At 60.7% G+C, this 24,426-nt stretch carries 16 protein-coding genes and 1 pseudogene; 12 read left to right on the top strand and 5 right to left on the bottom strand.

Translation table 11 applies throughout. The features are described 5' to 3' along the window. Positions 1-120: 120 nt before the first annotated feature. The 3 genes from NKI39_RS10930 to NKI39_RS10920 form a co-directional block, all read right to left on the bottom strand. A complete protein-coding gene (locus tag NKI39_RS10930) occupies positions 121-1,851 on the bottom strand; it encodes an adenylate/guanylate cyclase domain-containing protein (protein WP_352831852.1) in 1,731 nt (576 codons plus the stop codon). Between the two features lie 195 nt (positions 1,852-2,046). Beyond that, positions 2,047-2,259 (bottom strand): dihydrofolate reductase family protein, encoded by a 213-nt coding sequence (locus NKI39_RS10925; RefSeq protein ID WP_352831775.1) that lies wholly within the window; start codon positions 2,257-2,259, stop codon positions 2,047-2,049. A gap of 377 nt (positions 2,260-2,636) precedes the next feature. Next, positions 2,637-7,238 carry an NACHT domain-containing protein gene (locus NKI39_RS10920; protein ID WP_352831773.1) on the bottom strand — a complete coding sequence of 1,534 codons (4,602 nt, stop codon included), beginning with the start codon at positions 7,236-7,238 and terminating at the stop codon, positions 2,637-2,639. Between the two features lie 366 nt (positions 7,239-7,604). Between NKI39_RS10920 and NKI39_RS10915 the strand changes: the two are divergent. From NKI39_RS10915 to NKI39_RS10885, 7 genes and pseudogenes are all read left to right on the top strand, one after another. Beyond that, positions 7,605-7,826: pseudogene (locus NKI39_RS10915) on the top strand (LacI family DNA-binding transcriptional regulator); the annotation flags it as partial. A gap of 4 nt (positions 7,827-7,830) precedes the next feature. Then, positions 7,831-9,429 carry a DUF6600 domain-containing protein gene (locus tag NKI39_RS10910; RefSeq protein ID WP_502898561.1) on the top strand — a complete coding sequence of 533 codons (1,599 nt, stop codon included), beginning with the start codon at positions 7,831-7,833 and terminating at the stop codon, positions 9,427-9,429. Between the two features lie 328 nt (positions 9,430-9,757). Continuing rightward, positions 9,758-10,807 (top strand): LacI family DNA-binding transcriptional regulator, encoded by a 1,050-nt coding sequence (locus NKI39_RS10905; protein ID WP_352541574.1) that lies wholly within the window; start codon positions 9,758-9,760, stop codon positions 10,805-10,807. A gap of 83 nt (positions 10,808-10,890) precedes the next feature. Then, positions 10,891-12,144 carry an ABC transporter substrate-binding protein gene (locus tag NKI39_RS10900; RefSeq protein ID WP_352831768.1) on the top strand — a complete coding sequence of 418 codons (1,254 nt, stop codon included), beginning with the start codon at positions 10,891-10,893 and terminating at the stop codon, positions 12,142-12,144. A 291-nt stretch (positions 12,145-12,435) separates the two neighbouring features. Further along, positions 12,436-13,362 (top strand): carbohydrate ABC transporter permease, encoded by a 927-nt coding sequence (locus tag NKI39_RS10895; protein WP_023674365.1) that lies wholly within the window; start codon positions 12,436-12,438, stop codon positions 13,360-13,362. Next, positions 13,362-14,219 (top strand): carbohydrate ABC transporter permease, encoded by an 858-nt coding sequence (locus NKI39_RS10890; RefSeq protein ID WP_023674366.1) that lies wholly within the window; start codon positions 13,362-13,364, stop codon positions 14,217-14,219. The genes NKI39_RS10895 and NKI39_RS10890 overlap by 1 nt, the downstream gene beginning before the upstream one ends. Before the next feature lie 27 nt (positions 14,220-14,246). Continuing rightward, positions 14,247-16,232 carry a glycoside hydrolase family 127 protein gene (locus NKI39_RS10885; RefSeq protein ID WP_352831767.1) on the top strand — a complete coding sequence of 662 codons (1,986 nt, stop codon included), beginning with the start codon at positions 14,247-14,249 and terminating at the stop codon, positions 16,230-16,232. 18 nt (positions 16,233-16,250) lie between these two features. On the opposite strand, the gene NKI39_RS10880 is transcribed toward NKI39_RS10885, so the two are convergent. Further along, a complete protein-coding gene (locus tag NKI39_RS10880; RefSeq protein ID WP_352831765.1) occupies positions 16,251-17,030 on the bottom strand; it encodes a response regulator in 780 nt (259 codons plus the stop codon). Between the two features lie 233 nt (positions 17,031-17,263). On the opposite strand from NKI39_RS10880, the gene NKI39_RS10875 reads away from it, so the two are divergent. The 5 genes from NKI39_RS10875 (at position 17,264) to NKI39_RS10855 (ending at position 23,508) form a co-directional block, all read left to right on the top strand. Then, positions 17,264-18,178 (top strand): cytochrome-c peroxidase, encoded by a 915-nt coding sequence (locus NKI39_RS10875; protein ID WP_352831763.1) that lies wholly within the window; start codon positions 17,264-17,266, stop codon positions 18,176-18,178. After that, positions 18,175-20,691 carry a two-component system VirA-like sensor kinase gene (locus tag NKI39_RS10870; RefSeq protein WP_352831761.1) on the top strand — a complete coding sequence of 839 codons (2,517 nt, stop codon included), beginning with the start codon at positions 18,175-18,177 and terminating at the stop codon, positions 20,689-20,691. The genes NKI39_RS10875 and NKI39_RS10870 overlap by 4 nt, the downstream gene beginning before the upstream one ends. A gap of 169 nt (positions 20,692-20,860) precedes the next feature. After that, positions 20,861-21,910 carry a methyltransferase gene (locus NKI39_RS10865; RefSeq protein ID WP_352831760.1) on the top strand — a complete coding sequence of 350 codons (1,050 nt, stop codon included), beginning with the start codon at positions 20,861-20,863 and terminating at the stop codon, positions 21,908-21,910. Positions 21,911-21,924: 14 nt separating this feature from the next. Beyond that, the gene (locus tag NKI39_RS10860; RefSeq protein ID WP_352474406.1) at positions 21,925-22,431 is read left to right on the top strand and encodes a hypothetical protein; all 507 of its coding nucleotides are present in this window, start codon (positions 21,925-21,927) and stop codon (positions 22,429-22,431) included. Between the two features lie 189 nt (positions 22,432-22,620). Continuing rightward, positions 22,621-23,508 (top strand): class I SAM-dependent methyltransferase, encoded by an 888-nt coding sequence (locus tag NKI39_RS10855; protein ID WP_352474404.1) that lies wholly within the window; start codon positions 22,621-22,623, stop codon positions 23,506-23,508. Positions 23,509-23,620: 112 nt separating this feature from the next. Here the strand turns inward: NKI39_RS10855 and NKI39_RS10850 are convergent, their stop codons facing one another. Then, positions 23,621-24,361, bottom strand: a complete 741-nt coding sequence (locus NKI39_RS10850; protein ID WP_352831758.1) for a gamma-glutamylcyclotransferase — start codon at positions 24,359-24,361, stop codon at positions 23,621-23,623. Positions 24,362-24,426: the final 65 nt, after the last annotated feature.

The following is a 24,426-nucleotide window of genomic DNA, read 5'->3' as shown; positions in this document are numbered from 1 at the left end:
CGATAGCGTGGGAAAAGCTTCTCCGACCGGCCCGTCGTTCGGTCATGCCACAAGGTCCGCATCGGGGGCCGGTCTTTTTTACCTGTCCGCGATTGGATCTGGGTCGTAGCTACCGGCTGCCTACAGGTGGGCAATACCGGCTTTCAGCAGTCCTTCGCGGACGTGCTGCACATCAGACTCCTGGGCAAAGTGCAGGGTGGCAATAAATGAATCGAGGTCGAATTGGGGATCGAGCGTTCTGATCTTGCCTAGATGCGCCGCGGCCGCGATTTCGTCGCCGAGCCAGCCGTAGCAGGCAGCGGCGAAAGCGTGCTGAGCCGAGTCCATGGTTGACAGATGCATGAAAGCTTCGATCGCCTCGCCATACTGGCGCGCGGCGAAATGCGCCTTTCCCAGATGGCTCCAGAACCTCTCCGGGTGGTGCGGGTTCAACTGCATTGCCTTGCGGATCCATTCAATTCCCTCTTCCGGCCTCCCGAGCCACGTCAATAACTCGCCTTGCTGCACCACCACGAGGTCGTAATTGGGATTGAGGGCCAGCGCCCGCTCTTGATGGTAGCGCGCAGTGGTCAGCTCATTGTTGTTCACGTTCACTGCCGCGAGGATGCGGTGGACATCGGCATCGTTGTTGTCCAGCGCCAGCGCCCTGTCCAGCGCCGTCATAATGTTGTTCCAGATGGCATCCCTGTCTTCGCACCAGTTATGGACCCAGGCTTGGCCAAGAATGCAGGCCCGCCAGGCATGGGCATGGGCATAATCGGGGTCGAGCGTGACGGCCCTTTCTATCAAGGTTTGCGCGCGTTCATTATCCGCAATCGTGCTTCGGTGGTGCAGCACCTTGGCAGCAAGCACACATTCATACGCGGCCATGTTTGCAGGTTTCGCCCGCGCGAGCTGGTCCCGCTGAGCCGCCTCGACACGACCGGGCAGCGTGGCTGCGATCGCCGCGGTCACCTCATCCTGAATCGCGAATATGTCGTCCAGCTTCCGGTCATATTTGTCTGCCCAAATATGAGCGTCGTTCGCCGTGTCGATGAGCTGAACCGTCACGCGCACCCTGTCGCCGATCTTGCGGACGCTTCCCTCCACCAGGTATTGGACGGTGAGTTTCTCGGCCACCTCGCGCACGTTCACGGCGCGGTTCTTGTAGACGAAGCTGGAATTGCGCGAGATGACGAACAGCTCATGGTGGCGGGACAGTTCGGTGATGATGTCCTCGGTCAGTCCGTCCGCGAAAAATTCCTGCTCGGGGTCGCCGCTCATGTTGGTGAATGGCAGCACCACTATCGAAGGTTTCGAGATGGATCGCTTTGCCTCGACTTCTGGCAGGGCAGGACTGTCAAACCCAACGCGATAGAGGCGAACCGGGCGGCTGATGTTCTTTAACGTCTTCTCGCCCAGGTCCTCCATGGCAATTTCGAGACGGTCGGCAATTTGGGTCGCCACCGCTGCGGTCACGCAGATACCGCCGACGTCGGCGAGTTGCTCGATGCGCGAGGCAATATTGACGCCGTCGCCGAAAATATCCTCATCGTCGAAAATGATGTCGCCGAGATTTATGCCGATCCTGAATTCGATGCGCCGTTCTTGCGGCACATCCGAATTGCGCCGTTTCATACGCTGTTGGATTTCCACGGCGCATTTCACGGCATCGGTCACGCTCTGGAACTCAACGAGCATGCCGTCTCCGGTGGTCTTGATGATCCGGCCCTTGTTCTTCGCGATGGCGGGATCGACCAGTTCTATGCGATGGGTCCGAAGGCGTGCGAGCGTGCCGGATTCGTCGGCCTCCATTAGCCGACTGTAGCCCGCCATATCGGCAGCCAGAATTGCGGCTAGTCTCTGTTCCATCGCTGAACCAAAAACCAACCTTATCCTTCCTGGGCTGCCAAATCCAGCAATTTGGGCTTGTGGCTGGATCAAGACGTCTTCCACCGCCGCAGCAAGAAAGGGCGGATCAGAACCTTCCGCCAGGTGGCTGCGAACTCGATCGCATCGATGGCGGGAGGGATCCGCGCGGCGTCAAGCTCGTCGGGGCGATATATTTCAGCAGCGCGTTGAAGCAGTCGGCGAAGTCTCCGGTCTCCTTGGGCCGGCAAAGATCTGATAGGTCATGCGCCCCAAAAGCATGGCGGCGCTGTCGGCAAGCTCGTCGTCCTTGAACTTTTGCATTTCATCGTTCCAGGTCACGCTCGCCAGCTTCTCGACCTCGGCGATCCCATCGACGCTGATGAATTCGGTGACGATCAGTTTTCTCATGGCGGGTTCCTTCTGTCAGAGGACGGATGGCGAAGGCTTTGTGCGACATGCGCTGTGAAAAATGGCGGTGCTCTGTCGTTTTTAGTCGATGTCAGCAACAAGCGGCGATCTGCGTCGACCTGATGCAATGTGGTCGATCGTCGCCAATAGCTGAAACAGTGCCGCTCCGACAGCGGCGGTGTCGAAATATCGCGCGCTCGATTTTCAGGAGACGGCGGAGATCAAGCACGAACTGAAGCGGGAGGAAGGTGTGGAGACGAGGGCTGGTGCTACTGTGGAGGGGAGGCTGAGGTAAAGGCTGCGGTGAGGCGGTCGCGTTTATGTGAAACCGTCCTACGATGGCAGCTTTTGACCCAGCAGACTTGGCTGCCAATTGACTAGGTTCGAAATGGTATCAATTTTCCTTGCCACTTTCCGCTCTCCTGGAAGAAGAAACCAATAAAATCGTTACGTGCAAACTGATCGTGGCGTTCGCTGAAATGGTTGGTTCCCTGACCGCCGTCCTTTTCGACCCAGACCCTCCAAACAATTGTCAAATTGTTGTTGTTTGCGAATTCCTCGATGAGGTCGCGTCGAACAATTGTGATGCCAGCTAAGAATTCGGGACTGTCAGAAAATGCGGGATCGCCATCAGATGTCACAAAGAAATTCGACCATCCATCCTTGGGGCGGAGCTTCAACTCTGCCAACAATGCGGGATGAGGCGTCGAGAATCCTGTCTCTTCTGTAACGCCACTTCGATCAAACTCACTATATTTAGGTGAAAAACTCTCGGCAATTCGCCCAAATTTGAAATTGGCTGCGTCGCATGACAGGGAAAAAGTTGGGGTCGAGGCTTGGTGCCTAAAGCTCCGCTGGCCGAAGAGGGAGGGCGAAGACCAGCCGTTCTCGAACACATCGTGGCTGTTTTGATTTATTATTTCGGTCGTCAGGCTTCCCAATTTGCCCAAGTCCTCGCGATTGACGAGAATGAGTTCTATTCCATATTGGGCGCTTCTAAATGGATCGCTCGACTCAAAACCTCTCATGTAGTCGGAACTTCTGCAAAAGCTACGATGTAAACACCATTGGTGCCCGTCCATATCTGGTTGGATGAGAAACGGTGTTGGGACCGGAATATCGTCCAAAGTTTTCGTCCAGGCCATGTTACTTTTGGGGCTGCTAGGGACAAAGGCCATTTCCGGTACGCGTATTGCTGCCGGCATATACGTCCCAGCTGGCTTGCTGAATGAACCGCTTAAATACGTCGCATCGATATCGGCACGTTCGAAATCTTCAAGCTGGATCAGAACGCTCGGTATCTTTCCCCAATCCACGTACCAATGATGGTCAGCCAGATAGCCGATTAGCTCGGCGAACGCGATGTGCTGGTATTTTTTTCCAATTCTCTCCACCTGGTGGTCATGCCTGCCATGGGAATATCTCAGCTGGTTTTTTTCGATTTCCTCGTGCAAGGATTGTTGCCATCCAAGTTCCAGCGTCCGATTGAAAACCCAGCATTGACCCTTCGAAAGCGGAAACATCGGGATTCCGTTTTCTCGGAATCTGTTTAGCGGTTGAAGGCGCTGGTATTCTTCTTTCAATTCATCGGGCAACAACCCCAAAAGCGAATTCTCGGTTTCCGCATAACGCTCTTCGACCACCTTCCCACCAATTTCTTGATTGGCGTTGTCGCTTTTCAATGAACTGTCATGTCGACCGACAGATTCCATAAGATCAAAGAGCCTGCTCTTTTCCTGCAGCTCAGATAGTCGGGTGAGTTCGCCATGGGCGTCTTGAGCATTTAGACCGAGTGCAGCAACCTTGTCCCAAAAGAGGCCTATCTCCTCTTTGCGAGTTAGTGGAGGTTGACCTCCCCGAACAGCCAGCGAAAAACTGTTGTCGATTCCGCCCATGGTATAGCGACCGAAGTCTCCTGCCATCATGGGCGCCTTTCCATCAAAAGGCGTGCTGATGTAGCCGACGACCGAACTGAAGATGGATCCGGTGCTTTTATGATGCGTTGCGATCTGCTCCAGAGTCGGCCAGTCCGATATCAAGTCAGACGAATAAGGTGGAGCAGACCTGGCTATGAGTTCTTTGCTAATCCCGACGTTGTTAAATGCGGCATGATTAACGATGATCTGAGCGTAGCGTCTTGTCCACGCATGCCGCTCCACCGGGTGTTTATCGAAGACCATGCGATCGGCCGCGAGTGCGGCAGCTTTCAAAATATCTTTGTCAACGCAGTATAGCGCGCCGGCCGAAGCGGAGGCCAAGATGCGCTCTCGGACGTACGAATCATCCCACTCGGCAAACTCGTCTATCAATATCGGAATTTCTTCGGGAAACTTAACGAGTAGGCTGGCCAGAGCCTTGGTCGCGCAATCCCGCAACTCTCTGTCCATGGTGGAGGTCATCAAGGCTAGTGCTGTTGCTACCTGATGGATCTTTTCTGCTTCAATTTCGGACCTTGGCGCAACCCAGGCCCAGTCGATCAGTTGTTGTACAGCGGGCCAGTCATCGTCATGTGCCTCGGTTCTTCCGACAAGATAGACTGACCATTTCGCATCACGTTCACCGAGTGGTAACGATGCCAGTTCTTTCTTCAAATAAGACGCGTTGAGGGGGCAATCTGATAGTGGGGCCATCGCAAGAAGTAAGTCGAACCATTCAGAGTCGCCAATCAACGAATCTTTTTTCCCCCTCTTTTGTCTTTGCCGTTCAAGCAAGTTTACCGTTTCATCTGAGATGTCTGGACCGTGTCTCCACGACATTGATGACACAAATTCGTCCACTGATATTTTCGCGTGTTCAAAGAAATTATCTTCTATCAGCGGAAGTTCTCGCTTAAGCCTAGTCGGAGTCAGAGCAAGGAGTGCAATTCGTGGTCCCGCGAATTGATGGTACCGCTCTTCTGAAAAAAGATATCCGTATTTTCCATCGCCCCTCAGCTCTTTAGCGAGGGTTTCAAGGTCTTTGCAATCGCGAATTATCGCATCGGCGACGAAGTAATCACTGAATTTCTGAAATGCAAATGATACGCGCTTTCCCGTCTCAGAATCGCCAGACGGAAAGTCAAGCAACAAGCCCTCATCTATTAAGCGCGGCAAAAGCCGATCGCTGTCTTTTGTCGGCAGAGCCAGATTAACTGCGTCTTCGCAAATCTTGTAGGCTATCTCATAAGGAACGTATTCGCTTCCGCTTATCGCCATCTCCGACGCAAGCTTCTTCATTATCTTTGGAATCGTCCTATCGTTCAGTGAAATACGATCAAAACCTCGTGTGATCAAGTTTTGCTCAACCGCGCCGAGCCAGAATGATATCAGCGTAGCGATAGAGTCCAAGCCGCGTGGAAACGAGACTAGGCCCTTAGCTTTCATGAAATCCACAGCAGTCGAAAGAAATAGGGGATTGTAGAGGATTTCGTTCAAGCCAAAAATTGGTGCCGAAGGGCGTTCGATTCCGTTTCGGTCGAGATATTCTTTTGCTGCCTCTCCAAGTTGCCCTCTAAATCCACGATGCGAAATCTGGTTTAAATCCAGCCCCGGGCGGATACAAAGTTCTCGGTAAGAAGAGCGAATGGTGACGCAAAGCGCAATGCGGCTGAATTTCTTGATTTGCGCGATGAGGCTTGGCAGTCCGGATTCCCACCCCCTAGCAAACAAGCTTTCATTTAAACCATCGATCACAAAGAGAACTGGATTGCCGTCCGCGAGTGCAGCGCTATGGAGCGCGGCTAAGAAAGTCTCGAATCGGAGATCACCGATATCCAGGTAGCGCAACAAATCCTGTTCCGGTCTGTCGCCATGGTCCAGAACCCTTGCGGGAACGAATAGCGCAGGATTGCCGCTTTTTACGTGGGTTTCGACTTCGCTGGCGAGTAGGTGGGATTTGCCTATTCCTGCTTCTCCGTCCACCAGTAGTATGGGTTGTCGCAGCAGTTCAATTTCCCGTGACGACAACTCTGATGATGCCTCTCCGATCTTCGTGGCGAGATCTCTTATTTTGTCTCGGACCCCGTCAGAGAACACATATGAGGATTTCGTCTCGCCTGTTTCCGGATGGGTTTCTTCATGTTGCTCGTATTGGGCGTCAATCAGGGCTCGATAAGACGGATTTTCACGTCTAGTTGCAGAAATTTTGCGCAAAGTCTCCGACAACAGACGTGCGTATAGATCTCCGTGATCGCAACCCGTCAAAGAGCCGCTACTTTCCTCAAGAAATTTCGTTAGGCTCGCGCAATGCTCTTTCAGGGGACCGATTTCACCATCCATATTTGCGAGCGATTGAAGGGTGGCTATCGCGCCAGTCACGTTTTGCGAAAGACGCAAAAAGCGATGTTCGAAGCTACTGTCTCGGCGCAATACGCGGATCGTATTGCCTATTCTGACCTCCACGTGATCATTAGGGCGATAGCGCTTTCCGATATAGGCAAATGACCTAGCCAACTGATTTTGAAACCACTCAAGGTCCAGAGCTTTTTCGTCAAACCAATAAAGCCGCATACCAGCGTAGATTGCATCATTGCGCTGCAACCTAGCGACGAAATAGCTTTCATCCCAAAGCTCAATTGAAACCGACCGGCCGAGCTTGGCAGCTTCATTGCCGCACCACTCTTTGAAGCCGTTCCAATTTTTCGTCTGAGTGTCGTTGTTCCCTTCAGCATGCCCTGAGAAATTCCTGGGAACGGCGACATAGTAACGTTCCAGCTTGGGAAAATTCGCTAGCGCTGAGCTGAACGATTTCTTGAGCTGAGCAACCTCAGACGCCGCAAATGAATCAGGGAAATATTTGCTTTGCCAGCCCCAAACACGACCATCGGGAAATTTGACCAGTATCTCAACCCCGCCGTCAGCTCCAGGCCCGCGACTTTCGATCGCTTCATAATTCTCCGGAGGGTCTGCGAGCACCAATTGGCGGGTAAGTTCCTCAAACCCATCGTTCTGGGAGCTCCGATGTTTTCGGATGTTGCGAAAATTTATGTCTGGGGTGGTCAAGGTATGCTGATTCCAGGTTCGGTCGATTCAACCATTACGTTAATTCTTCCTCTAGTTATCAAGATTCTTCTCTACCTAGCTACGATTTTCCATTTCGCAGTTTATGCGGAGCGCGCGCAAAGAATCGTCTGGCGTTCTAACGTTTGTGCCCATGGCGCAGAACGGTGGTCGATGACAGCGCTGAGCCTGAAATCGGCCACGCCCGTAACCAAGTTATGCCCTTGCCTTCCCATCCACCTTCCCCTAATCTCTCCTCTGAGAAAACCTTTTCCCAAATCGCCCAGCACCCGCTGACATCATCAATCAGCACCCCGCCGGGCCATAAGAGAAAAGCTTTTCCCACCTGGGAGGATCGATACCCAAATCATGCCGTCCGACACCTCGCCAGCCCCCGCCAAGACCCCGTCACCCTGCGTGAGGTGGCCGCCATCGCCGGCGTCAGCATTGCCACCGCCTCAAAAGCACTGAACGGGCAGGGGCGAATGACCGCCGAAACGCGGACCCGGATTCGCGAGACGGCGCAGCGGCTTGGCTTTCGCCCGAACAGCCAGGCGCAGAGCCTGTTGCGGCGGCTCCTTTACCGTTGGGCCCGCTGGCCAACGAGCTATCGCCGCGCATTTGTGACGGTCACCGCCCTCATGAAGCAACTCTGATCCCAAATATCATCGTGCGATGCCAAGCCGTTGCGGGAGGGGGTGCGGGTAACGTCAGCAAAGTGGAACAATCCGGCAGCCGGCGGGTTTGTACGATGAAGGGCGATCTGTTTCGGAGGAAGACTACGATGAAACGCGTCCTTGCCCAACATGCGGTGCGACTGATGCTCGGCGGTGTAACCGCCTGCCTGCTCACGATCGTCGAGATTCCCAACCCAATTGCGCCATTGTCGCTCGTGTCCGAGGCAAGGGCTGCCACCACCGTTTCGATCAACACGTTCTACGAAGACCTGTCTTCCTATGGTGATTGGGTCTCGTATCACGGAGCGACCGTTTTCGTGCCGGTTGACGTGCCTGACGATTGGCGTCCGTATACGCTTGGACACTGGGTCTATACCGAGCAGTATGGCTGGCTCTGGGTGTCCGACGAGCCATTCGGCTGGGCGACGTACCATTACGGCCGGTGGGGCTATGCCGACGATATCGGCTGGTACTGGGTTCCGGGCACTCGCTGGGCGCCAGCATGGGTGAGTTGGCGTCGTGACAGAGAGCACATCATTTGGGCGCCGCTGCCGCCCCGCCGCGATCCGGATTTGATTTCAATCGAGGTGACCTTCGACACGACGCCGGATTATTACTGGGTTGTGGTCCCCACCCGCGAATTCCTTGCCGCGGACATTTCTGTGGTCGTTATTCGTGATGAGCCGGAGTTTGTGCGCATTGTCGAGGCGGCCGAACCGGCCGGCGACGTGACGATCCAGAACAATTTGGTGATCAACAAAGTCATTGATGTCGATGTAATCGAAAAGGAGACGAACCAGAAGGTGACTGCCGTCAAGGTCAGCAAGACCGACGCGCCCGAGCAGTCCGGCAAACTGGAAAACGATACGGTCGCTGTCTTTGAGGGCGAGGTGAAAGCCGACCCTAAGGCCAAACCAGCTAAGCTCAAAGACATCGAGGAGGTGAAGCAGGTTCAGGCTGGCCGGAAATCGAAGCCGACCGAAGGCGCTGCAACGACCGAGCAGGCCAAGCCCGAAGAAACCGCCAAGCCTGAGAAGCCGAAGGTCGGCAAGCAGCCAGCCGCCGAGCAGCAGCAGGCCGAGCCCGAAAAGGCGGCCAAGCCTGAGAAGCCGAAGGCCAAGGAGCAGCCGGCGACCGAGCAGCAGCAGGCCGAGCCCGGCAAGGCGGCCAAGCCTGAGAAGCGGAAGGCCAAGGAGCAGCCCGCCGCCAAGCAGCAGCAGGCCGAGCCGGAACAGGCGGCCAAGCCTGAGAAGCCGAAGGCCAAGAAGCAGCCCGCCGCCGAGCAGCAGCAGGCCGAACCGGAACAGGCGGCCAAGCCTGAGAAGCGGAAGGCCAAGAAGCAGCCCGCTGCCGAGCAGCAGCAAGCTGAGCCGGAGCAGGCTGCCAAGCCTGAGAAGCCGAAGGCCAAGAAGCAGCCCGCCGCCGAGCCGCAGCAGGCCGAGCCCGAGCAGGCGGCCAAGCCCAAGCCACAGAAACAGAAAAACAAGGCGTGCGATCCACAGACTGAGAACTGCTAGCCGTGCGGGAAGACTGCGGCACCGCGATTATTCCATCGCGGTGCCCGCTGAAAGGCAATGCACGCCAAAGCTGCTCGCCCTCTTTCCTTCGGGCCGCCATGGCAGATCCTGGACCCAGGGCAGCGAGTCGTAGTTGACTGCCGAACATGCCTGTAACCAGGCCATTCCCTCTTGCCATCCTTGCATCCTTCCCCTAATCTTCCTTTTGAGAAAACCTTTTCCCAACTCTGCCGGCATCCGCTGACTTCACCATTCAGCGCCTCGCAGGCCGGTAAGAGAGCCGGTAAGAGAAAAGCTTTTCTCAAATGGGAGGATCGATATTCAAATCATGGCGTCCGATGCGCAGCCAACGCCTGTCAAGCAGCCAGTCACCCTCCGCGAGGTGGCGGCCCTTGCCGGCGTCAGCGTCGCGACGGCCTCGAAAGCGCTGAACGGGCAGGGGCGGATGACGGCCGAGACGCGTACGCGGATTCGCGAGACGGCGCAGCGGCTTGGCTTTCGCCCGAACAGCCTGGCGCAGAGCCTGTTGCGGCGGCGCTCCTTTACCGTCGGGCTTTTGACCAACGACACCTATGGCCGCTTTTCGCTGCCGCTGATGGCCGGCGTTTCCGACGCGCTGGTCGATGCCGGCGTCTCGGTGTTTTTGTGCAATGTCGAGGACGACCCGCGCCTTGCCCAGCTGCATGTCGATGCCATGCTCGACAAGCGCGTCGACGGCATCATCGCCACTGGCAAGCGCATCGACCGCCACCTGCCGGTCGATCTCGCCAATCTCGGCATTCCGGCGATCTACGCCTTCACCGAGCCCGATCCCGGCTCCATCGCCTTCGTCTCCGATGATGCCGGCGGGGCGCGGCTGGCGGTCGAGCATTTTTGCCGGCTCGGACGGCGGCGCATCGCGCATGTCAGCGGTCCCGCAAGCTTTGCCGTGGTGCATGCGCGGGCCGAGGCCTATCGCGCGGTGCTGGCCGAGAACGGCCTGCCGGTCATGGAGCCGCTGCTCGGCCCGTGGTCGGAGGCCTGGGGCCATGAGGCGGTCAAGACGCTGTTCGACGGCAAGGGACGCGATGGCGAAAAACCCGATGCCGTCTTCTGCGGCAACGACCAGATCGCGCGCGGCGTCATCGACGCCTTGCGCGAGCGCGGTATCGGCGTGCCGGACGAGGTCGGCGTCATCGGTTTCGACAATTGGCAGATCGTCGCCGAGGCGACCCGCCCGCCGTTGACCTCCGTCGACATGAACCTTTCAGCACTTGGCCGCGAGGCCGGCCTTGCCTTGCTTTCGCTCGTCGGCGGCGAACCCGCCGAGCCGGGCATCAGAAAACTGCCGTGCCGGCTGGTGGTGCGTCAGTCATGCGGCCGTCCGCCGGACGGCTGAACGAAACGGGCCGTGTCGATAGTCACCCGCTTGGGGGCGCGGCTAAATTAAGACGCTAAATTAAAACCATGTGGAGGAGAAGCATGAGAACCACCATTACCGGGCTCGCCGTCGCCGCGAGCATATTGGGCACGCTGGCAACGGCCGGCTCGGCCGCCGCCGACACCGCCAACATCTGGGTTCGCGCCGACGGCTCGAACTTCATGCCGCGCATCGTCGATGCCTTCAACAAGGGGCATCAGAACCAGATCAAGCTCGACATCATTCCCAACGCCGAAATCATCCCGAAATACGGTGCCGCCGCCGCCGGCGGCACGGCGCCCGATGCGCTGTCGCTAGACCTGATCTACACGCCGTCCTTCGCCGCCGCCGGCCAGCTGGAAGACATCACCGACTGGGCGAAATCGCTGCCCTATTTCGCCAGCCTGTCGCCGGCGCATGTCAAGACCGGCACCTATAAGGGCCGCATCTACGGGCTGCCGTTCTCGGCGGATTCCTCGGTGCTCATCTGGAACAAGAAGCTGTTCAAGCAGGCCGGCCTCGACCCGGAAAAGGGCCCGACCAACTGGGCCGAGATCGAAGCCGACGCCGAAAAGGTCAATGCGCTCGGCGGCGACATCAAGGGCTTCTACTTCTCCGGCAATTGCGGCGGCTGCAACATCTTCACCTTCACGCCGCTGATCTGGGCCTCGGGCGGCGACATCCTGACCGAGGACGGCTCCAAGGCGACGCTGGACACGCCGCAGATGCGCGGCGCCATCGACCTCTACCGTTCGATGGTCAAGAAGGACCTGGTGCCATCAGGCGCGCAGACCGACACCGGCTCCAACTTCTTTGCCGCCTTCGCCACCGGCAATATCGGCATCTCGCCGTCCGGCGCCTTCGCCATCGGCGCGTTGAACACGCAATATCCCGACATCGACTACGGCATCACCTTCCTGCCGGGCAAGGATGGCGGCTGGTCGTCGTTTGCCGGCGGCGACAATTTCGTCGTCACCAAGGGCACCACCAAGGTCGCGGTGGTGAAGGAGTTCCTCGACTTCGCCTATTCGCTCGAGGGCCAGACCATCCTGGCGAAATACGGCAGCCTGCCGGTGCGCGGCGACATCGCCAACGAGGCGCTGAAAGACCTCGACCCGCGCTACAAGGTCGCCGCCGAAGCGATGGCCAAGGGCCGCACGCCCTATTCGGTGGTGTTCAACGACCTGATCAACTCGGCCAACGGTCCGTGGAACCAGATGATGAACGAGGTCTTCTTCGGCGAAGACGTCGACGGCGCCATCGCCAACGCGCAGGAAACGATGCAGTCGATCATCGATTCGGCGCCGCAGAAGTAAGGCGCCGGCTCCACCTCCCCCTCGAGGGGAGGTCGGACCAAAGGTCCGGGTGGGGTCGTTGCGGCAGTACTCGACGTTTCTGTCGGCGCACTTCGCAGGCGACCCCACCCCCGCAGCCCCTTAACCTCCCCCTTGAGGGGAGGTCGGACCGCAGGTCCGGGTGGGGTCATCGCGGCAGTGCTCGACGCTCTTTTGATGTCGGCGCACTTCGCAGAGGACCCCACCCCCGGCCTTCGGCCGGACCCTCCCCTCAAGGGGGAGGGGGACGTAGCGCTAACGGAAGACCACGGCATGACCACCATCACAGCAATCTCCGCGCCAGCGCGCGCATACAAACTGGTCGGCGCCGGCCGCCGGCAGTGGATCGGCCTGCTCTATGTCGCGCCCGCCGTTGCGCTTGTCGTCGTCTTCTTCATCGTGCCGCTTTGCATGACCGCCTGGATGTCGCTGCACAACTGGCCGCTGATGGGCGCGCACAGCTTCATCGGGCTCGACAATTACTGGGCGATCCTGCGCGATACCCGCTTCTGGAACGCGCTGAAGTTCACCGGCTACTACACGGTGGTGGTGACGATCGCGATCTTCGCCGTCGCCTTTCCGCTGGCGCTGTTCATCGAAAGGCCGCGGCAGCTGACCGGCTTCTACCGCACGTCCTTCTTCATGCCGGCGGTCATCGGCTTCGCCTCGGCCAGCCTTTTGTGGTCGTGGCTGCTCAATGTCGATTCCGGCCTGTTCAGCCCGGCCGCCTTCGAGCTTGGCCTGACCGAGAAGAAATTCAACCTGCTGGCGACCTTCCAGCCGGCCTTCTGGTCGATCATCGCCATGGTCGTGTGGAAGGTGGCGGGCTTCACCATGATCATCCTGATGACCGGCCTGCAGTCGATCCCGCCGGACCTGCAGGAGGCGGCGATGATCGACGGGGCGGGGCCATTCGCGCGGTTCCGGGCGATTACCTTGCCCTTGATGCGCCGCACGCTGGCGCTGGCGCTGATCCTGTCGGTTGCCGGCTCGATCCTCGCCTTCGACCAGTTCTACATCATTCTGCGCGGCGGCCCGCGCAACCAGACGCTGACCGCCGTCTACTGGATCTTCAACCAGTCCTTCGTGTCGTTCAAGCTCGGCTATGGCGCAGCACTGTCGATGGTCCTGCTGGTCATCCTGGTAGCGCTCAGCCTTATCCAGCTGCGGCTGCTGCGCAATCCCGAGGGGGTCGACTGATGGCGCAGGCTCGCACCCGCAAACGCCGCATCGGCATGCAGATCGCCGAGCACTCGACCGGCATCATCGCGTCGATACTGTTCCTGGCGCCGATCGCCTGGACGGTGCTTTCGGCCTTCAAGCCGGCGCAGGAGGCGCGCCAGCCGCCGCTGCCGCCGTGGCCGACCAGCGGCATCTCGCTCGAGAACTACGCCACGCTCAACACCTTCGGCGATGGCCTCTGGCTGCCGGCGCAAAACAGCATCTATGTCTCGGTGATGACCGTGGTGCTGTCGGTGATCGTCAGCGTGCTCGCCGGCTACGGCTTCTCGCGCTTCCGCTTTCCGCTGAAGAACCTGCTCTTCGTCGTCATCCTGTCGACGATCATGATCCCGTTCCAGTCGATCCTGACGCCGATCTTCCTGGTACTGACCAAGATCGGCCTGCACAACACGCTGACCGGGCTGGTCTGCGTCTACGTCACGCTGCAGCTGCCGTTCTCGATCTTCATGATGCGCAACGCCTTCGACGCGGTGCCGCGCGAGATCGAGGAGGCCGCGCGCATGGACGGCGCCAACAACGTCACCATGCTGCTGAGGGTGATGCTGCCGCTGGTCTGGCCGGGAATCGTCACCATCGCGCTGTTCGCCTTCCTCGGCGCCTGGAACGAGTTTCTGGCGGCGCTGGTGCTGATGACCGACCAGTCCAAATTCACGCTGCCGATCATGATGACCGCACTGCAGTCCGGCCGCTTCGGCGCCATCGACTGGGGCGCCGTGCAGGCCGGCGTCACCGTCATGATGGTGCCGTGCCTGGTGCTCTTCCTGCTGCTGCAGCGCTTCTACATCCGCGGCCTGATGGCAGGGGCCGTGAAGTGACCAATCGAACCGAACCGGAGTAAATTGATGACCGCATCGCAATCCGCCAGTCAGGGCGCCAAGCCGAAACTCGCCTTCCGCCCGCTGCCGGTGCCGCAGGTCGACGTGCGCGGCTTCTGGGGCGACCGCGTCGATGCCGTCGCCTCAAAAACCGCCGGCATCCTCTATGACCGCTGCGTCGAGGCGCGCATGCTCGAGCAGATCGACCCGGACCGGCCGTCGCCCGGCGTCGTCATTCCGTTCCACTCACCCTCGCCGGACGAGGCGGCCACCGCCGGCAACGAGTTCACCGGATCGACGGTGACCACCCAGATGTTCTGGGACTCCGATTGGGGCAAGACCATCGAGACCGCCGCCTATTCGCTCTACCGCCGCCGCAACGACGAGCTGGAGAAGAAGATCGATGCCGTCATCGACATGTACGGCAAGCTGCAGCAGCCCGACGGCTATCTGTCGAGCTGGTACCAGCGCATCCAGCCCGGCCTGCGCTGGACCAATCTGCGCGACTGCCACGAGCTCTATTGCGCCGGCCACCTGATCGAAGGCGCGGTCGCCTATTACCAGGCCACGGGAAAACGCAAGCTGCTCGACATCATGTGCCGCTATGTCGATCACATTGCCGAGACGTTCGGTCCCGAGCCCGGCAAGAAGAAGGGCTATTGCGGCCATGAGGAGATCGAGCTGGCGCTGGTCAAGCTGGCGCGGGTGACCGGCGAGCGCAAATACATGGAGCTAGCCAGATACTTCATCGACCAGCGCGGGCTTGAGCCGCATTATTTCGACGAGGAGGCGCGCGCCCGCGGCGCCGACCCCAAGGCCTATCATTTCAAGACTTACGAATACAACCAGTCGCACAAACCGGTGCGCGAGCAGGACAAGGTCGTCGGCCATGCGGTGCGGGCGATGTATCTCTATTCGGGCATGGCCGACATCGCCACCGAATACGGCGACGACACGCTGCGGGTAGCGCTCGACCGGCTGTGGGACGACCTCATGACCAAGAACCTCTACGTCACCGGCGGCCTCGGGCCGTCCTCGCACAATGAGGGTTTCACCGCCGATTACGACCTGCCCAACGACACCGCCTATGCCGAGACCTGTGCTTCGGTCGGCCTGGTGTTCTGGGCAAACCGCATGCTCGGCATGGGCCCCAATGCGCGCTACGCTGACATCATGGAGCGGGCGCTATACAACGGCTCGATCTCCGGCCTGTCGCTCGACGGCTCGCTGTTCTTCTACGAGAATCCGCTCGAAAGCCGCGGCGCCCACCACCGCTGGAAATGGCACCGCTGCCCGTGCTGCCCGCCCAATGTCGGGCGCATGGTCGCCTCGATCGGCAGCTATTTCTACGGCCTGTCGGACGACGCACTCGCCGTTCACCTCTATGGAAACGGCACGGCTCGTTTCGATATCGCCGGGACGCAGATAGAGTTCACCCAGACCAGCAATTATCCCTGGGACGGCGCGGTCTCGATTTCCGTCGAACCGGAAGTTCCGACCGCGTTCACTTTGCACCTGCGCCTGCCGGCCTGGTGCCGCAAGGCAGCGCTCAAGGTCAACGGCGCAGATGTCGATCTGGCTGCTGTCAGCAGCGACGGCTATGCCGCGATCCGCCGCGAATGGCGCAAGGGCGACCGCGTCGAGCTCGACCTCGAAATGGCCGTGGACCGCCTCTACGCCAACCCGCAGGTGCGGCAGGATATCGGCCGCGTCGCACTGGCGCGCGGCCCGCTGATCTATTGCGTCGAGGAGACCGACAATTCCAGCCAGCTGCACCGCATCGCTCTGCCGCGCACGGCCGACATCGAGGCGCATCAGCAGCCGAACCTTCTGGGCGGCGTTGTGACACTTTCGGCGATTGCCAAAAAGGAGGCTTTCGAAAACTGGGAAGAGGGGCTCTACCGCACCGAACCGCCGGCGCTCGAGGACGCGAAAATCACCGCCGTGCCGTACTTTGCCTGGGACAACCGCGACCCCGGCGAGATGCTGGTCTGGCTCAGAAGCGCGGGGTAGGCTGGGCGCGGCAGCGGCTCAAAGTACCTCGACCGCAGTCGCGAATATGTAGCCGGCGCCACGCTCCGTAACAATGAGCTTCGGCTCGCTCGGATTGACCTCGAGCTTGCGGCGCAGCCGCAATATCTGCACGTCGATGCTGCGGTCGAACACCTCTTCGTCGTGCACGCGGCTGGCAGCGAGAAGCTGCTCGCGGCTCAGGATCTGTTGCGGCGATTTCAGGAACGCCGTCAGCAGGTTGAACTCGCCGGCGGTCAGCGGCGTCGTCTCGCCCGCCGCCGACCTCAGGCGCCGCATCCGCATGTCGAGCTCCCAGCCGGCAAAACGATAGCGTATGGGTTTCTTACTGCGCGGCTGCGGCTGCGTCGACCGCGATCGCCGCAGCACGGCGCGAATGCGCGCCAGCAGCTCCCTGAGGCCGAAGGGCTTGGTGATGTAGTCGTCGGCGCCGAGTTCCAGGCCGACGACGCGATCCACCTCGTCGCACCTGTGGCCGGTGATGATGATGATGGGCGCTTCTGGCGGACTGCCGAGTTGCCGCATGATGTCGAACCCGTCCTCATCGGCAAGCCGCATGTCGAGGATCGTCAGGTCTACGGGCTTTTCATTGAGGACGCGCGACATGGCCTGGCTGTCGGCGACCGCGCTAACCCTGAAGTTTTGGCTCTCCAGGTAATTGGTGAGCATATCGCGAATTTCGGGGTCGTCGTCGACGACAAGGATATGCTTCGGCGCCGCTGGCTGCTCGGTACTGCCTTTCGACTGCTGTTCGTGGCGAATGTTTTGTTCGGCTGACATCTCGCACCGTCCGCAAGCATGGAACTCATGACCGAGCCGTTGCTTTATTAAACGTCGATTTTCGGCGATTTATTGGTGAACGCCGATGATCTACGTGATCGCACACCCTGCCGCAGGCTCGCTCGATGGCACATCAGCAGATTGGTAAGGTTCGGGCGGGGCTTTTTGTTCCGCTTTGCCTGGCAATGGCGGCACCTTTTGCGTTGGCCCAGAGCAATCAGCCGGCCCCGCCGATGGGCGAGCCGATTGCACCGATCACGGCCAGCGGCCCCTCCGACCGGGCGAAGATCGCGCTTGGCGAGAGCCTGTTCAACGATGCCCGCCTGTCGCATGGCGATGTCGTCGCCTGCAGTTCCTGTCACAGGCTCGATCTCAGCGGCGACGACGGTCTGGCCCGTTCCGTGGCGGCGGATGGCAAGCCGCTCGATTTCAACACGCCGACCGTCTTCAACGCGGCGCTCGATTTCCGGCTGAACTGGCGCGGCAATTTCCGCACGTTCGAGGAGCAGAACGAGGCAGCCCTGCTCGATGACAGGCTGATGAATACGAGTTGGGAGGAATTGCTGACCAAGCTTCGCTCGAATGCTGAGTATTCGCAGCGGTTCGCGAGGGTCTACGGCGCCATTCCCGACCGGACAAACGTGCTCGACGCGCTTGTTGTCTTTCAACGGTCGCTGATCACGCCCGATGCCCGTTTCGACCGCTATCTCAAGGGCGAACGCGACGCCATCACGACCGACGAAGAGCACGGCTATCAACTGTTCAAAGCGTATGGCTGCGTCGCCTGCCACCAGGGCGCCAACGTAGGCGGCAATCTGTTTCAGAAATTCGGTATCTTCCGGGATCCCTTCGCTCGCCAGAAGACCCTGACCAAGGCGGATCTCGGCCGCTTCGCCGTTACCGGCGCCGAGAGCGACCGCCATGTGTTCCGCGTTCCCAGCCTGCGCAACGTCGCGGTGACGGCGCCGTATTTTCACGATGGCCGCACCGCATCGCTCGCAGACGCGGTGAAGATCATGGCGCGCAACCAACTCGGCCGGGAGCTCGACCAGCGCGATGCCGATCTCATCGTCGAATTCCTCGGGACACTGACGGGCGAGTATCGCGGCCGGCCGTTGACCAGCGCAGCCGATCGTCTGCAGCAATGAAGTCGCTACGCATCCTGGCGCCGATCGTTGCCTGCCTGCTCATCGCCCTGACCTACCTCCTGGTGCAGGGCACGGCTCCCGATGCGGCGCGCCACGAGCGCACGCTCGATGCGCTCAGGACCGTCATCCTCTATAACGCCGCACTCCAACGCGATGTTTTAAGGGCACGCGCGGGGCTGCTGCGCAGCTACGATCCGCTTGTGCGGTCGATCGAGAACCTGGATGAGGCGACGCAGACGCTGCCGGCTGCCCGCGACGCAGCAAGCGGCGAAACACGGGCGGACATCGACAAGCGGATCGCCGAAGTCATCGCCGCGATCCGCGACGAGGAAGCGCTCGTCGAGAGGTTCAAGTCCGATAACGCGCTGCTGCAGAACTCGCTGAACTTTTTCAACTATATGAGCGGTCGTCTCACGAGCGAGGGTGACGGCCTTCGAGCGGTCGAGATAGGGGCCCTGATGGTCGCAATGTCGCGGTTTATCAGCGATCCCCAGCCGGACGCGGCAAAAGCCGTAACCGCCGCACTCGACCGGCTGGCAAGGCCCTCCGTCGATGCCGTGCCTGCAAGCGATGTACTCTCGCTCGTCTCCCACGGCCGGCTTATCGTCACCAGGCTTCCGGCGGTCGACGATCTCGTCGCCCGCCTGCAGACCACGCCGACGAGCGAGCGGGCTCGCGCGCTGCAGGACGTCTATCTCGGTGCGCATGGGCGGGCCGCGGCGCGGGCCGAACTGTTCCAGACGCTGCTTTATGTCGCCGCGTTGGGCCTCGTCGGCTATGTCGCCTACCTGTTCGCCCGCCTGCGCCGCAACGCGCGGATCCTGCGCGAGCGGCTGGAATTCGAGGGCCTGATCGCCTCGATCTCCACGCAGTTCATCAATCTGCCGCGTGACCGCATCCGCGCCGGCATCAGCAAGGGCCTCGCGCGCCTGGTCGAACATGCCGGGCTCGACGGCGCCCAGATTTTCGTCAGCCACATCGCCGATCCTTCCGGCGGCTACTTCTATCGCCGTCCGGGCGGGAGCAGGCCGCCCCATCTGTCGAAGGACATGATCGAGCTGGCTTCACGCTGGACGCCGGCCGACCACGAGCGGCAGGGCTGCATCGACGTTCCCCGCGTCGGCGAGCTTCCCGAGGGGCGGGAGAAGGCATCCCTGCAGGCGCACCAGTTTCGATCGTGGCTGTGCATACCGATGTGGCATGCCGGCGAGCGGTTGGGTTTTCTAGCTCTCGATACCGTCACGCACGAAAAGCATTGGGCCGACGACGACATTGCACTGCTGCGCACCGCAGCCGAGATTTTCGCCAATGCCATCGTGCGCGAGCACAACGAACGCGAGCGTGAGGCACTGCAGGCGCGGCTCAATCAGTCGCAACGGCTGGAAGCGATCGGGACGCTCGCCGGCGGCATAGCGCACGAGTTCAACAACATCCTCGGTGCCGTCCTTGGTTACAGCGAGATGGCGCTGGCGGTGCTGCTGAAGGAGTCGCGCGCGCGGCGCTACGTCCAGCAGATCATGCAGGCCGGCAGGCGGGCGCAGGACGTCACCGAGCAGATCCTCGCCTTCGGCCGTCGTCACGAGCGGCAGCATCACGCGCTGCGGGCGGAAGCCGTGGTTGCCGAAGCGATCGACCTGCTGCGCGCCTCGTTCCCCGCCACGCTTTCAGTGCAGACGCGTCTTGCAGCCGCGGATGCGGCGATGATGGGCGATCCGACCGAGCTTCAGCAGGTGGTGATGAACCTCGGCACCAACGCGGCGCAGGCGATGAACAACCGCGGCGCATTGGAAATCGGTCTCGACACGACGGAATTCGTCGAGGCGCGGATGCTATCGCACGGCAACCTGCCTGCCGGGCGCTACCTCCGCCTTGCCGTCAGGGACACCGGCAGCGGCATGGATCAGGCGACGCTCGAGCGTATCTTCGAGCCGTTCTTCACGACCAAGCCGGCAGGGCAAGGCACCGGGCTCGGCCTGTCGACGGTGCACGGCATCGTCATGGCGCATAGAGGCGCGGTCGACGTGAACAGCAAGCCCGGCGAAGGCACGACCTTCGAGATCTATTTTCCGCGGATCGAGGCCGCCGAAGCAACCCAGAACGAGGACGAGAGCGACGCCGCCGAGGTGCCGGTCAAGCATGGCAACGGCGAGACGATCCTCGTCGTCGACGACGACACGCCGCTGATGCAACTTGCGGAGGAAATGCTCGCCGCGCTCGGCTACGAGCCGGTCGGGTTCGACCGCAGCCCCGCGGCTCTCAGCGCATTCCGCACCGATCCGGAACGCTTCGACCTGGTGCTGACGGACGAGGTCATGCCCGACATGACAGGGATCGAATTCTCCGGCCGGTTGCACAAGATCCGGCCCGACCTTCCGGTCGTGCTGATGACCGGTTACGGCCGTCAGCTGCGGTCGCGCCAACTGACGGCGGCCGGCATAAGCGAAGTCATCAAGAAGCCGCTGCTGTCGGCCGCCGTCGCACAATGCCTTGCCCGCCATCTGCATTCAGGCTGATCACGGCCGGCCGGATTTCTTCGTTACAACCGTAACCAAAATCCCACCTGGCTGAAATCGACCAGTAGCCGGGCCAGTCGATGGTCCTCCCGCGCCCAGACCATGATCCCGAAAAACCGGGAACCGATTTTTTGGAAAGGTCATGGTCTCTTGAGGAAGGAGAAATCTTATGGACGCAAACATCACCGAGGTAACGAAACAGGCGAATGACGTCGCAGAACTGTCGCCCGAAAGCCTTATGCAACTCGGCCTCGGCTTCTGGGCATCGAAGACGTTGCTGAGCGCCGTCGAACTTGACCTTTTCACGGAGTTGGCGGCCGGACCCCTCGACGGGGAAACGCTGAGAAACCGGCTCGGACTGCATGAGCGGGGAGCGCAGGATTTCTTCGACGCGCTGGTTGCGCTGCGCATGCTTGAGCGCGAGGGCAGCGTCTACTGCAACACGCCCGTGACTGACCGCTACCTTGACCGCAACAAGTCGACCTATGTTGGCGGGATGCTCGCCAGGGCCGGTCAGCTGCTTTACGCGAACTGGGGCTCGCTCACCGACGCGCTCAGGACGGGCAAACCGCAAAACGGCACCCAGGACGGCGAAGATCTGTTCGACATGCTGTTTTCGGACCCGGACAAGGTAAAGATGTTTGCGCAGGCGATGACCGGCGGCAGCCTCCAGGTGGCGGAGGCGCTCGCCCGGCATTTTCCCTGGGCGGACTATTGTACCTTCATCGATATCGGCACAGCCGAAGGCAGGCTTCCGGTCGAGGTCGGCCGCGCCCATCCGCATCTCACCGGCGGCGGTTTCGACCTGCCGCCGATGCGGCCGGTGTTCGAGGCCTATGTGGAGCGGCACGCACTTGCAGACCGGCTTCGGTTTTATCCCGGCGACTTCCTTGCCGAGCCGCTGCCTTCTGCCGACGTGCTGGTGATGGGTCATATCCTGCACGACTGGAGCCTGGAGGTGAAGCGCGCGCTGCTGGCAAAGGCCCATTCCGCGCTGCCGAAGCAAGGCGTGCTCATCGTCTACGACCAGATCATCGATGACGAGCGACGGGACAACGCTGCGGGTCTGCTGATGAGCCTCAACATGCTGGTCAACACCAATGGCGGGTTCGACTACACGCGCGCCGACGGCATGGGCTGGATGCGGGAGGCGGGCTTTGCGGAGGTCCGCTGCGAGCATCTCGCCGGGCCTCACTCGATGATCGTCGGCATCAAATAGCAGCGGAGAAGCTGATGACACGAAGAGCTCTCATCGCAATTGCCGCCCTTGGCCTGGCCGCAGCATTCACCGCCGCAACGCTCAACCAGGGTGAAGTCGGCGCGGCGTCCGCGACCGCTTCGATCGAGCACGGTCGATACCTGGTGAAAATCGGCGGCTGCAACGATTGCCACACGCCAGGGTACCTGGAGAAGGCCGGCAACGTTCCGCAGGATCGATGGCTGATCGGCGACTCGCTCGGCTTCAACGGGCCCTGGGGTACGACTTACCCGACCAATCTTCGCCAATTTTTGCGGACCATGGACGAGGACGACTGGGTACAGTTCGCGCGCACGATCGAGACGCGCCCGCCCATGCCATGGTTCAACCTGCGCGCCATGAGCGAGCCCGACCTGCGCGCCATCCACCGATATGTGCTTTCGCTCCCGGCAGACGATACGCCGGTTCCGGACTATGTGCCGCCCGGTCGTCCGCCGAAGACGCCGCATATCGTGTTCGTTCCGCGGGCGCCGAAATCATAGTGGCGTCCGAACGCCGGGCGCAGGGTGGTTCTCCGCTTGCGTGGTATGCCAGGCACGGGCGCCTGTTTCAGTCGTAACGCAATTCCCGATTCCGGAAATCAGGTTGTAGCACCGATCTCCGATGGTGACGGTCGGGCCCCGGGCGGTCATCAGGCTGCCCAGCGGTCACAAATCCCGGATAAATCGATCATGGAGTCAAACATGTACAATCTGCTTGCCGAACATGCGCCGAAGACCGGCCGTGATCAGAGCCCCATGGATCCGCGTCCCTATGCGTTGGGTTACACGCAAAGCGAATTCAAGCGCCTGGAGCTGCAGGGAGCGCTCATTCACGACCTTACCGAGCATGTCCTGCGCAGTGCGGGCATAGGACCCGGCATGCGCGTGCTCGACATTGGCTGCGGCGTAGGCGATGTCTCCTTGCTGGCCGGAAGGCTGGTCGGACCGGCGGGAAGCGTGCTTGGTGTCGATCGCTCGGCAGAGGCTGTGGACATTGCCGAGCGGCGCGCCACTGAATCCGGCCAGTGTTACTGGACACGTTTCACGACGGCCGAGCTTGATACATTCTCGCCCGACGGGAGCTTCGATGCGGTGATCGGCAGGCTTGTCCTAATGTATCTGCCCGACCCGGCCGCAACCCTGCGCAGGCTTGCCGGTTTCCTGCGGCCTGGCGGCATCGTCGCCGTCCAGGAAATGGCGATGCCGCTCACCCGCAGTTTTCCAGAGGCGCCGCTGTTCGGCAAATGCCGCGGCTGGATCATCGACACGATCGAGCGCGCGGGTTTCGAGGTCGACATGGGTGGCAGGCTGCCCATGGTGTTCGCCGGCGCAGGGCTGCCGGCGCCGCGGATGAACTCCGCCGGCCTCGCCGGCAGCGGACCCGACTCGCCGATCTACGACTACATTGCCGGCACGTTGCGCAGCCTGTTGCCGATGGCCGAGGCAGTCGGTACCGCAACCGCCGCCGAGGTGGAAGTCGATACCCTCGCCGAGCGGCTGCGCAACGAGGCTGTCGAGCAGCAGACGTGCATCATGCTGCCGCCCTTTGTCGGCGCATGGGCGAACACACTGGCATAGAACCGAAGGAACGACACACGATGCTCGATGCTGCCATCGGCGAGCGCGCGGGACATCTCGTCGACCTGCAACATCGATTTCGCCCGGGAGCCCGACGAGATGCTGGTCTGGCTCAGGGACGAATAAAGTCCGATCGCAGCGCCCGACCGATCTCCTCGGCCACAAGTTCCTGCAACTGCCAGAGATTGCGGTCGCGGATGCCGCAGGCGTCGAGATGGCGAATGGTCTCGAACAGATATTCGGCGCCCGAACCCCAGTGGCCGACGGCCGTGGCCAGGGTCGCCGCTATCGCTCGCTTTTCGAGCTTGCCGGCGTAGCGTGGATTGGCGGGATCGACAACGAAACCAAGCGCTTGGCCCGTGCCGCCGCCCGTCCTGACCTGCAGCCAGCGCGGCACGTTGACGGCCGGCAGGATGGTCATCTCGCGGCGCAGCAGCGTTTCGAGATTGGCCGCCACGGGCTCGGCGACCTCGAACACCATGCCCTGACACTGGCCGCCGCGGTCGAGCGCCATCATCAGGCCGGGCTGCTCGACGGTGCCCCTGAAGCGCTGCACCGTAAAACAGAACGAACGGTGCCAGCCCGTCGCCACGGCCCGTTCGCCACCCCTGACCTCGCCGGCCGGCTTCCACAGAAGCGAGCCATAGGCGAACAGCTTCACCGGCCCGCCCGGCGCGCCGGCCAGCACCTCGTCGCGAATGCGCGCGTAATCGGCATCGGTCATGTAGACCATGCCCGGCGTCGGCCCGGCATCCTCGACCGCACGCAAGGTGCGGGCGACCAGCGCCTCGGTCAGCGCCATCGATGTCTTGCGCGGCGAACGCCGTGATGCGGCGGAAATGACCTTGCTCATCCTCATGCTCTCAGCCTTGCCGCCATGTTGCCGAAGGCTGAAGGATTCTCAAGGGCCGAGTACAC

Source organism: Mesorhizobium sp. M0664 (genome assembly GCF_040320565.1).
GTDB lineage: Bacteria > Pseudomonadota > Alphaproteobacteria > Rhizobiales > Rhizobiaceae > Mesorhizobium.
This window is presented reverse-complemented; position numbering and strand designations above follow the sequence as displayed.